10 protein-coding genes are annotated in these 11,163 nt (G+C 66.4%); 1 reads left to right on the top strand and 9 read right to left on the bottom strand.

Annotated features, from left to right (window positions below; translation table 11 throughout):
* Positions 1-453: 453 nt before the first annotated feature.
* The 8 genes from QSK31_RS47865 to QSK31_RS47830 form a co-directional block, all read right to left on the bottom strand.
* Positions 454-1,164, bottom strand: coding sequence for a DJ-1/PfpI family protein (locus QSK31_RS47865; protein ID WP_285691874.1), 711 nt, complete (start codon positions 1,162-1,164; stop codon positions 454-456).
* Between the two features lie 169 nt (positions 1,165-1,333).
* Entirely contained in the window at positions 1,334-1,501 is a 168-nt protein-coding gene (locus tag QSK31_RS47860) for an alpha/beta fold hydrolase (protein ID WP_285691873.1), read from the bottom strand.
* Between the two features lie 30 nt (positions 1,502-1,531).
* The gene (locus tag QSK31_RS47855; protein ID WP_285691872.1) at positions 1,532-2,374 is read right to left on the bottom strand and encodes a carbohydrate ABC transporter permease; all 843 of its coding nucleotides are present in this window, start codon (positions 2,372-2,374) and stop codon (positions 1,532-1,534) included.
* A complete protein-coding gene (locus QSK31_RS47850) occupies positions 2,374-3,261 on the bottom strand; it encodes a carbohydrate ABC transporter permease (protein WP_285691871.1) in 888 nt (295 codons plus the stop codon). The genes QSK31_RS47855 and QSK31_RS47850 overlap by 1 nt, the downstream gene beginning before the upstream one ends.
* Positions 3,254-4,573, bottom strand: coding sequence for an ABC transporter substrate-binding protein (locus tag QSK31_RS47845; RefSeq protein WP_285691870.1), 1,320 nt, complete (start codon positions 4,571-4,573; stop codon positions 3,254-3,256). The genes QSK31_RS47850 and QSK31_RS47845 overlap by 8 nt, the downstream gene beginning before the upstream one ends.
* Before the next feature lie 34 nt (positions 4,574-4,607).
* Entirely contained in the window at positions 4,608-6,119 is a 1,512-nt protein-coding gene (locus QSK31_RS47840) for a UxaA family hydrolase (protein WP_285691868.1), read from the bottom strand.
* Positions 6,116-6,922: a glucosamine-6-phosphate deaminase gene (locus QSK31_RS47835; protein WP_285691867.1), complete on the bottom strand. Its 807-nt coding sequence runs from the start codon at positions 6,920-6,922 to the stop codon at positions 6,116-6,118. The genes QSK31_RS47840 and QSK31_RS47835 overlap by 4 nt, the downstream gene beginning before the upstream one ends.
* Complete coding sequence (locus tag QSK31_RS47830) at positions 6,919-8,292, bottom strand: family 4 glycosyl hydrolase (RefSeq protein ID WP_285691866.1); 1,374 nt, start codon at positions 8,290-8,292, stop codon at positions 6,919-6,921. The genes QSK31_RS47835 and QSK31_RS47830 overlap by 4 nt, the downstream gene beginning before the upstream one ends.
* Before the next feature lie 613 nt (positions 8,293-8,905).
* On the opposite strand from QSK31_RS47830, the gene QSK31_RS47825 reads away from it, so the two are divergent.
* Positions 8,906-9,937, top strand: coding sequence for a LacI family DNA-binding transcriptional regulator (locus QSK31_RS47825; RefSeq protein WP_285691865.1), 1,032 nt, complete (start codon positions 8,906-8,908; stop codon positions 9,935-9,937).
* Between the two features lie 113 nt (positions 9,938-10,050).
* Here the strand turns inward: QSK31_RS47825 and QSK31_RS47820 are convergent, their stop codons facing one another.
* Positions 10,051-10,998, bottom strand: a complete 948-nt coding sequence (locus QSK31_RS47820; protein ID WP_285691864.1) for a C45 family autoproteolytic acyltransferase/hydrolase — start codon at positions 10,996-10,998, stop codon at positions 10,051-10,053.
* Between the last annotated feature and the right edge of the window lie 165 nt (positions 10,999-11,163).

Here is an 11,163-nt window from a genome sequence, read left to right as displayed (position 1 = left end):
CACGCTGCGGGTCCATGCTCGGCAGCAACGGCTCAAGCCGTTCCCAGTCCTCATCAGTTAAATCACCAGCCACGACGAGACAACGATCGATCATCGCAACCGGTGATGATCCGTCAGATGCGCTCTAAACATTCACGTCAGCGTGAAGGTCAAGTGAGCGATGTGAGGGGCTCGGCACACGCGGCATCCCGCTGCCAGAACCAGTAACGGGCCGCCCGGCCGGGTGTGCCGGTCCAGTACGCGCCGAAGTTGGCGAACCGGGTCGCCAGGTCGCGCTGGGTCAACGGACTGCCGCCCGGCGCCGAGTGCACACATCGCGACGAGCGGCGCACCGCTGCCCGCGATCAGCGGTGCGCCGGCTCCCCGTGTCTTCGGCCGCATGCTGTCACTCGTGTTCTGCGCATGTACGCGGTTCTCGGTCGATTCCTGCGCCGATTCGCGGGGCCGACCGGATCACGCGGCGGCGGAAGCCTCCAGCCTGTCGGCGGCCCGCCGAGCACCCGCCGCGACCGCCTGCGTCCATCCATGCGACTCGGCGAGCGTACGTCGGGTGAGTTCCGGCCCGGCCAACGCGGGCGTACCCACGCCGAAGAGGGGTTGCGGCGCGTACTCGGCGTTCAGCTCCGTCTGGCGAGCCACTTCGCTACCGAAGAAGACTTGGACCAGCCGCAATGCGATCTCGATGCACCCGGTGGCCGGGCCTGCGGTGATCCGATTCCGGTCTTCCACCACATGGGGCGTCCTGACCGTCGTCGCACCGAACCAATCCAACTCGTCGTAGAAGTGGAAGTTGGTGGTGGCTCGGTACCCGCGGAGCAACCCGGCCGCACCGAGCACCAGACTGCCTTCGCACACCCCGGCGACCCAGCCGGCCCGGGCACCCCGGTCGGCAAGGAACGCGAGTGTCTCCGAGTCCTCCAGAAGTTCCGTCGGCGTCGCCCCCACCAACAGGACATCCAAGTCTGCTGGGCAGTCGGCGAAGGTGGTGGTCGCGCGAGTCGGAAATCCTCCGTAGCCCAGGAACTCGTCCAAGTCCTTCCAGACGAGGTGAACGTTCACCCCCGGCATGCTTGCCATCACCGCATGCAACCCGATGACGTCGACCGGTGCGTAGTCCGGGCACACCAGCATGGCGACCTCGATACGGCGCTGTTCGTCAATCATGAGCTCGTCCCTTCTCGACTTGCAGTCAGACTGCAAGTCTACGCGGAGGCACGTCCAGACCGCCATCGGCGATGCCCCAGCGCCGTACGCCGGATGAGTCGCGCACCGTCGGGTGCCTACCTCGCGGGTGGGGTGGCGTGTCTGTCGGCGAACTTCCACACGTCGGCCGTCAAGGCCTCGGGCCTCTCGGTCTGAGCAGGTGGCCCGTCTCCGGGAGCAGCGTGAACTCGGCGCCGGGAATCGCGGCGGCGTCGGCGAGGCGATCGACCTCGCTCCATGCGACCAGGGCCGGGGCGTCCACCGCGCCGAGCCGCTCGGCGAGGGTCGGGTCGATCATGGCCCGGCCCGCGCTCTGCGGCACTTGGATCTACCGGGTGACGCCGGTGAACGCCATCGACGCGACGAACCAGCGTTGCGCGAGCACGAAGCCGATGATCAGCGGCATGGTGGCCACCACGTTGCCGGCCATGAGCTGCTCGAACTGGGTGCGGCGGGTTCCCTGGAAGGTGGTGAGGCCGACCTGAAGGGTGTAGAAGCGGTCGTCGCTGATCGCGATGAGGGGCCACACCAGATCGTTCCACGAGCCCAGCAGCGTGAAGATGGCAAGGGTGGCCAACGCCGGCTTCGCCAAGGGCAGGACGATGCTGTAGAACGTCCGGAAGGGGCCGCAACCGTCGAGCTTGGCCGCCTCCTCGAGTTCTTTCGGCAGGGACAGGAAGAACTGACGCATGAGGAAGATGCCGAACGCCGACGCGAGCCAGGGAACGAACGCGGCGGCGAGCGTGTCGGTGATCCCGAGGCGGCTGAACATCAGGAACGTCGGAATCATCAGCAGCTGGATCGGCACCATGACGGTGGCGATGATCGCGAAGAACGCCGGCGTGCGGCCCGCGAACCTCAACCGCGCGAAACCGTATCCCGCCAGTGAGCACAAGATCATGTGGCCGGCGATCGAGGCGGTGGACACGATCACGGTGTTCAGCAGCCACTGCAGGATGTTCGATTGCGCGAACAGCTCGCGGTAACCGTCCAGACTCAGCGTTGCCGGGATCAGCCTCGGCGGGAAACGGTTGATGTCGGCCGATGTCATGAACGAGGTGAGGACCATCTGAACCAACGGAAAGACGAACACCAGTGACAGCGGCATCAACAGCAGGTGCCAGGGGCTGAAGGGCAACAGCCGGCGACGGCCGGGGCGGACAGCACTCATCAGAACGCCTCGACTTTCGAACGCCGCGAGTAGAGGATTGTGCCGACCGTGAGCACCATGGTCACCGCGAACAGGCCATAGGCGACCGCGGATCCGTAGCCGTACCGTCTGGTCTGGAAGGCCAGCTCGAACACGTAGTACACAATCGTCGTGCTCGAGCTGAGGGGCCCGCCTCGCGTGGTCGTGTAGACCAGGTCGAACAGTTGCAGCGCGGTGATGGTCTGCCAGACCACCATGAACACGGTCACCGGCCGCAGTTCGGGCACGATGATGTGCCAGAGGATCCGGAACCGGCCGGCTCCGTCGACCATGGCCGCTTCGATGAGGTCCTTGGGGCGGTCCTGAAGCCTCGCGAGGTATACCACCGCGGTGAAGCCGATCTGGCCCCACAGGGCGATCAGACAGATGACGACGAGCACCTGGCGGGGATCTTCAAGAAACTGTTGCGGCGGAAGGCCAATTCGCCGCAGGAGCTCGTTGGCGGTGCCGAACTGCGGGTTGAACACGTAGCTGGCCAGGATGCCCGTCGCCGCCGACGAGGCGACGAACGGTACGAAAATGCAGGTGCGATAGAACTTGATCAAACGGACCTGCTGGCTCAGCGCGATGGCCACGGTCATTCCCCCGAGGATCGACGAGGGTACGAACAACGCCGTGAGCACGAACGTGTGCCGGACGGAGTCCCACAGTTCCGGGTCCTCGGCCATCAGCCGATAGTTGGCCCAGCCCAGCGGCCTCGGAATGGCGATGCCGTTCCAGCGGGTCCGCGAGATGAGGAACGCCCAGACCGTCGGGAAGATCGACAGACCGACGACGAGAAGTGTGGCTGGGCCCGCGAACGCCCATCCGGTGAGTCCGCGGGCCAGGACACCGCGGCGCTCAGCCATTCGTGAGCGCCGGAGCGGCCTTGCGAGCCGCCTCGTCGAGGGCCCCCTTGGCCGGGGCAGCGCCTTGCAGGACCTTCGAGATCTCTTCGCCGACGTAGCCGGACATCTCCACATATCCGGTCACGGCCGGCCGTGGCTGTTTGGCGTTGGCGAAGTTGTCGAAGAACTTCTGGGCCCCGGGCGCGTAGGTTTTGACATAGTCGGCGAACTCGGCGCTGTCCTTCTCGGACGCCCTCAGCGGAAGGTTGCCGATTGCCAGGTTCCAGCGCGGGTCGACTTCCTTGCTGGTCAGCCAGCGAACGAAGTCACGCGATGCACCGGCCCGGTTGGGGTCGCTGTGGTTGTAGAGCACCCACAGGTCGGGCCCGGACACGGTCTGGTGATCGCCGTTGAAACCGGGCAGCGAGGCAACGCCGTAGTCGACTTTGTTCGCTTTCAGGTCGTAGAGCGTCCACGGGCCCGACATGACCATTCCTACGCTGCCCGAGAAGAACAGCGGAAGGTACTTCTCGTTGGTCTGGTCCAGATACATCGACTTGTCGTCGACGGCCATCGATCGCAGGAACTCCAGGGCGGCCACCCCGGCATCGGAGTTGAACGCCGGCTTGCGCCCGTCGAGAATCTTGCCCCCGCGCTGCCACAACAACGGCCACAGGTGCCATGTCGTGTCCTCACTCCCGGCTACCGAGTAGGCCGTCCCGTAGACATTCCTGGACGGATCGGTGAGCTTTTTCGCCGCTGATCGGAAGTCGTCCCACGACCAGGTGTCCGTCGGGTACGGCACGCCGGCCTGGTCGAAGAGCTTCTTGTTGTAGATCAGGCCGAGATTGTCCACCACCGCCGGTACGCCGATGACCCGCCCATCGACGGTAGCCGTCGCCCGCGCGGCGACCGGGAACTCTTCCCACGCCATGGCCGGATCACCGACGAAGGTGGTGAGATCCTGGGCGCGGCCGCTGCCGGCCAGCTCGGCGGCCCAGGTTCCGTAGGCGTACGAGATATCCGGGTAGTTGCCGGAGGTGAACGCGGCGGACAGCTTCGTCAGCAGCTCGCCGGTCTCCGCGGCGCCGGCCGAGACGTTCAGCGTCACGTTGGGGTGCGCTGCCTGGTATTCCTTGGCCAGTTTCTCCGCCAGCGCCTGGGCGTCAGCAGTCTGCCCGGTCCACCAGGTGAGCGTCACGGGCGCCTTCGGGTCGTACCCTTCGGCTGCGTCCTTGCTGTTGTCCGGTACGCCGGCGCTGTTCGTGCAGCCGGCGACGGCCAGAATGAATGCGGCCCCCGTCGCCAGGAACAGCCTGCTGATGTGTTTCATGATGTCCTCCAGGGGTGTTGGTCAGATGTCGCCGTCACAGCACCGCCCCCAGCTGCCACGGCACGAACTCCTCGGCGCCGATTCCCAGCTGTTCGCTGGCTGTACGCCGGCCGGAGGCGATCTCGAGGATGTGGTTGAACAGTCGCCGGCCCGCCTCCACAACGGACTCCTGCCCCGTCAGGATCGTTCCGGCGTTGAAATCCATGTCCCCGCTCATTGCCGTGAAGGTGGAGTTGTTGGAGCACACCTTCAGGCTGGGCGCGGGGCGGCATCCGTAAACCGATCCACGGCCGGTGGTGAAGCAGACGATCTGCGCACCGCCCGCGACGATGCCGGTGACCGAGACCGGGTCATAGCCCGGCGTGTCCATGAACACGAGGCCTTTGGCCCTGATGGGTTCGGCGTACCGGTACACCGCCTGCAGGGGACTGCTGCCGCCTTTGGCCACCGCGCCGAGAGACTTCTCGGTGATAGTGGTGATCCCGCCGGCTTTGTTGCCGGGTGACGGGTTGCCGTCGAGGTTGGTCCCGGACGCAGCGGTGTAGCGCTGCCACCAGGCGATGCGTTCCAGCAACGCCCGCGCCACCGCTGGCTCGGCGCGGGCGGTCAGCAGATGCTCCGCACCGTAGATCTCGGGGGTCTCGGCCAGCACCGCGGTGCCGCCGCACGCCACCAGCAGGTCGGCGGCGACACCGAGCGCCGGGTTCGCGGTGATGCCCGAGTACGAGTCCGAGCCGCCGCAGTTCAGCCCCAGGATCAGCTCTCCGGCGGCGACCTTCTGGCGGCGTACCGCGCCGGCGGCGGGAAGGAGCTTGCCGACCGCCTCCACACCGGCCCGGACTGCCGCGGTGGTGCCACCGTGTTCCTGGATCAGGACCCGCTGTACCGGTGTCGCCCGGCCGGTGTCGCCGAGGTCCAGTTCGTGCAACTGGTTGACCTCACAGCCCAGGCCGATGGCAACGACACCGGCAACGTTGGCGTTCGCCGCGTACCCGGCCAATGTGCGCCGCAGAATCTGTAGCCCTTCCCCGTCGGCGAGGCCGCAGCCGCCGCTGTGCGTCAGCGCGATGACGCCGTCGATGGCCGGTTCCCGCTCCAGCAGGGGCAACACGCGGGCCGCGACGAGTTTGGCGACGGTTGCCGAGCAGTTCACCGACGTGACGATGGCGATGTAGTTGCGGGTGGCGACGCGGCCGTCCTCGCGGACGATCCCGTCGAAGCCGGCGTCGGCCGGCGGCGACGGCGACGGCACTGGGCCGCTGTTCGGGCGTTCCGGCCCGGTGGCCGTGAAGGCGAGGTTGTGCGTGTGCACGTGATCGCCCGCCCTGATCGGCCGGCCGGCCACGCCGATGATCTGGCCGTACTTACGGACCGCTTGGCCGGCGGCCAACGCGCGGCGGGCGATTTTGTGCCCTGCGGGGACCGCGGACGTCACGCTCACATCGGCACCGTCGGCCTGGGCGGGTACGTGCTCGCCGGGTTGCAGCGCGCGCAGGGCCACGGCGACATCGTCGTCCGGGTGCAGCACCAGAGTGTCCGCGTTCACTCAGCGCCTCCCGTGCGTTCCGGGTTTCTCGGCTCGAGCAGCGAAGCCGAGTCGCGGTCCAGCAGGAGACGGGCTTGCGGGGTACGCCGAAGGATCGATGCGGGGCAGGTGCCGTCGACCGGCCCGGTGAGAGCGCGGTGCACCGCCGCGGCCTTCCGGCGCTCGGGAGCCAGGCACAGCATCGTCGCGGCACTGCGAAGACCGGTGATGGTCAGGGTGATCGCCCGTGTGGGGACCTCGTCGAGCCGATCGAAGTGTCCTTCACCGACCTGTTGCCGGCGTGAGTGTTCGTCGAGGTCCACGGCCTTGACCCAGTCCGCCTCGCCGAAGTCCGCGGGCGGGTCGTTGAACGCCAGGTGCCCGTTCTCGCCGATGCCGAGCACGCAGAGATCGACGGGATGGGCGCGGAGCAGCGCTTCGTATCCTCGGCACGCCGACGTCAGGTCAGCAGGGTGGCCGGGCACCGGGTAGAACGCCCCAACCCGTACCTCGTCGAGGAGGTGGCGGCGCAGGAAGGCGGGGAATCCCGCCGGATGGCCGGCGGGCAGGTTCAGATATTCGTCCATGTGGAAGACGGTGACCGCCGACCACGCGACGTTCTGCTTCCGCAGGGCCGCAAGGAAGGTCAACTGCGAGTTACCCGTGGCCAGCACGAGGTTGGCGGTGCCCGAACGTTCCACGGCGGAATTGATGATCTTGGCTGCCGCATCGGCTGCCGCTACGCCCATCGCCTGGTTGTCAGGATGGATCTCCACATCGAGGTGGTCGATGCGGAACGTGACAACGGGCTGCGCCGATTTCATGGGGCGTTTCCTTTGCGCGAGGCGTGGGTGAGAGTGTTGGGCGGGGCGACCGCGATCAGCCGGCGTCTCCGCAGGTCGGGGAGCGACGGTCCATGAGCGGCCAGCAGTTCGTCGACCAGCGCGACCGCCTGGTCGGGTTTGAGGATTGCGGAGACCTGCGGATCGACGAGCGCCGCTTGATGGACGAGGTCGAGGTCGTGGTGGAGGACCGCCTGCACCGTGAGCTGCTGCACCGCGACGGCCTGCCGGTTGAGGGCCGCGGGCCCGGGAGGCAGATCGGGTACGCGGTCGAGAGACACGGCACCGTTGCGGACCGTGCAGGCGACCTCCACGGCGGCCTCCGCCGGCAGATTGCCGATCAAGACGCCGTCGGCGCTCTGATTGGCGACGTTGGGGTGGAACGTGTAGGGACGGCCTGATTCGAGGGCCGCGATCAGTGCCGGCGCGTATTCGTTGCTCGGCTCGGTCAGTAGCGACTGGACGCCGCCCAGGCGCCCGGCGAGCGCGTCGTGCTCGGCCTGCTGCTGATCGAGAGCGTCCAGGCGCTCCCGCCCGACCGGGATCCGTAGTCGTTCTGTTTCGCCGTCATGCGGCAGGAAGTAGGAGAAGTACTCGGCCGTGTGTTTGCTGGATTCGCTGCAGAAGTAGCCGAAGTAACGCATCAACTCGAAACGAACGCCGTCCCCGGCAACCAGGCCAGGGTCAGAGGCGGGTAGCGCGAAGAGGCTCGGATACAGGTCGAGACCCTGAGACTCCAGCCGGGTGAACCACGCCATGTGATTGACCCCTGCCGCCTCCCACACCAGATCGGCGACCGGGACGTCGAGATAGCCGGCCAGCTCGTCAGCGGTGTTGACGATGCTGTGACACAGGCCGAAGTGCCGCGCTCCGGTGGCGGTTTCCAGTGCCATCACCACCATGGACATGGGATTTGTGTAATTCAGGAAAAGCGCGTCGGGCGCCAATTCCTCGATGTCGCGAGCAATACGCAGAATCTCGGGGATGGTACGAAGACCGCGGGAGATACCGCCTATGCCGAGAGTGTCCCCGACAGTTTGGGTGATGCCGTATTTTGCCGGGATCAGCAGATCAGCCTCGATGCCCGGCCGACCGCCGACCAGGATCGTGTTGATCACATAGGTGGCGCCCGGGAGGGCCTGCCGACGGTCCAGATAGGCCGTGACCTGTGCACCCGCATTGCCGACTTCGGCCACGAGCTGACGGCAGAGGGCGGTGGCAAGGGCCAGCCGGCCGGGGTCGGTGTCAACAAGCCGTAAATCGATGTCGCGCGTGGCGGCGTCCTGCATGAGGTCGCTGACCAGCATTCGCGTGAAAACGGTGCTGCCCGCCCCGATGATGACAATTGCCATGGCTCCTCCGGATCTACGTCGTTGCCCGAGAACGGCGCCCCTGATGTGGCTGGATTCGGGTATGCCGATCAGAAACTCGTAGTGCACAGATCGATCAGTGGCGCTTCGAGCCGGACTCGGCCTCGCGGATGGCCGGCGGCCGTCCGTTTCACGCTTTTCGACTCGAACTACGCCTGCTCGCCCGGTGCGCCATGGCCCTGGTAAACCACCGGCGTCGCGAGTGAAGCAGACCATCAACAACCCTTGGTGTACCGGTTTACTAGACCGGTACACCGACCCTAGCGCCGAGTCATCTCGAGGGCAACGGGTCCCGTGGTGGATTTTCGATCGGCTGCTGAGCTGCAGGTTCTCCCTCGCTTCCGCCTTCCCGCCGGCTACGCGCGACCGGCGGTGCCGAGCGGACGGCGCCGCCGACGGGGATCTGTCGCGAAGCAGGCGCGATCGCCGCGCCTCGTCGGCAGCGCCCGCCGCGGCCGGTGGGTGGGTGGCCGTATGTCGTCGCCTTGCGCAGCCCTGATGCCAAGCAGATTTGCAGCGCAACCGATGGGTGCGCGATCATTTGCCTACAGTTGGTGGACCGGTACACCACAAGTGGACGCAGCGACGGGGCGGCATGCCAGCAAATAGGCGCAGACGGTCGACGCAGGTCACGATCCGTGAGGTCGCGGCGGCCAGCGGAGTTTCGGTGAGCACGGTGTCCAACCTGCTCAACGGCCGTACCGATGCGATGGCTTCCCAGACCAGGGTGCGAATCGAAGAAGCCATGCGTTCGCTCGGATACCGGCCCAGCCGAATAGCGCAGAGCCTTACGACCAAACAGACCCGGACCATCGGGCTCGTGATCGACGAAATCAGTACCAACCTGTTCTTGGCGGCGTTGACGGCCATTGAACCTCTGGCAAGGCGGTCAGATCGAAATCTTGTCGTGTGTCATGCCTCATCGGCGCCGGAGGAAGCCGCGGTTGTCGAAGTGTTGATGCAGCAGCAGGTCGACGGCATCATCTTCCTGTCCACATCGCAATTTCGGGACGACGCACATCTGGTGGCGCTGACAGATCATGGGATGCCGGCGGTGCTCATCAACCGTGCGCAGGCCAACCCATCGTTCTGTGAAATCAGCTGGGACAACGCGGAAGGGGTCGCGGCAGCGGTAGATCACCTTTACCGCCGGGGCCACCGCCGCATCGGACATCTCTACGGACCTACGGGCCGGCTCAGCACCGAAGACCGCATCGCTGGATACCGCTCAGCGATGTCTCGCCACGGGCTTGTCGTCGACGAGCACCTTCTCGCCCAGGCCGACTACACCAAGCCGGCGTCCCAATGGACACAGGTCGCCTCCGACATGCTCGACGCTGATCTCCGCCCGACGGCAGTCATCGCCGCCGACGACACCGTCGCGGCGGTCGTCCTTCAGGTCGCGGCCGGCCGAGGCCTGCGCGTTCCGCAGGACGTGGCCGTTGTCGGCATCGATAATCAACATTTTTCTGAGCTCCTGGTGCCCCCGTTGACGACGGTCAGTCTGCCGATCGCGGAGGCGGCCACCCGCGCCTTCGACATGTTGCTCGAACGCCTCGACGACCCCAGCCTCGCACCCGAAAGGATCCGGCTGTCGGCGAGCTTGATGACCAGGGGATCAGCCTGAGGCGCGTTGAACACGCCCTATTTGTTCTGCCTCTGGGAGGGCCTGCCGGTGGCGGGTGACATCACGTTCTTGCATGATATTCATGCAGGGTGAGCTGGGGTCCGGAAAGCCTCTCAGCTGGTCCGGCCCAGGGTCACGGTGCGGGATCCGGGTGTGAAGTCGCCGAAGGACTGTTGCCAGGACTCACCGGGCCAGTAGTACGTCACACGGCCCTCGACGGGCCGGTAGTGGGCTGTGTAGAGCGTTCTCGACCCCTGCTCGTCGACGGATTGGTATAGCGGCGGTTTCAGCATCGCCGCCACGTCGTCCGCACCCGCGGCGCGAATGGCGCGTAGCCGCTCCTGCGTACGCAGGGCACGCTCCTGCTCGTCGGTCACCGGCAGGTGCTGGTGGTTGGCGGCGCAGGCATCCGGCGCCACCGTCGGTGACATGTCCGGTCCCACGAACACCGTCGCCGCCTTGGTGGGATCGACAATGGTGAGGTTCTGGGGGACGGCGACCGGCAGGGACCGCAGCCTGCTGACCGCCTCATCGACGGTGTCGCACGTCTCCAGCAGGTAACGCACGAGGATGAGAATGGCGAAGCCGCGTCCGTAGGCGGAACGTCCGCCCCAGGTGAGCGAGACCGCGAGACCGGCGTCGTTCATCCCGTCCAGCATGCCCCACAGCATGTCCTGCATCCCGATCACAGGGCGCAGGAAGCAGGAGGAGGCGATGGTTCCCTCGCACTGATCGGGCCGTAGGTCATAGTTGCGCAGCAGAGTGCCGTTCTGGCCGATCTGGGTGCAGGACTGGGTGAACGGCCGCCGTGCCGCGTGGGTGAGGAAGGCTTCCGCCTCGGGCCGGTCGAGTTGGCCGGCCAGGCGGTCCAGAACCGGGACCAGTTCCGGCATGTGCGCACCGAACAGCGCCCGAACACGGTCCGCGCCCTGCGGAGTCCGGCCCTCCTCGGTCAGCAGGCCCTCCATCTCCTGCCACAGGGTCCGGGCGTAGGCGGCCCACCGCCCGTCGCTGCCGTCGCCGACCTCGATCGCCTGGAAGGTCTTGTGCTGTTGCCGCACGGCTGCCACTCCCCTGTGAGAATCGGCCGAGGTGAGGGCAACCTAGAGCGCATCTGACGGATCATGGTCGGCTCCGGTCGGGTTTGGCGCGGAGCCAGATCATGATCGAGGCGATGGTTACCGTTGCCTCGTAACGGTTTTTCAGCTTGTCGTACCTGGTCGCGA

The sequence above is a fragment of the Actinoplanes sp. NBRC 103695 genome, assembly GCF_030269485.1.
GTDB lineage: Bacteria > Actinomycetota > Actinomycetes > Mycobacteriales > Micromonosporaceae > Actinoplanes.
The sequence above is the reverse complement of the archived record's forward strand: the minus strand, read 5'-3'. Positions and strand labels throughout refer to the sequence as shown.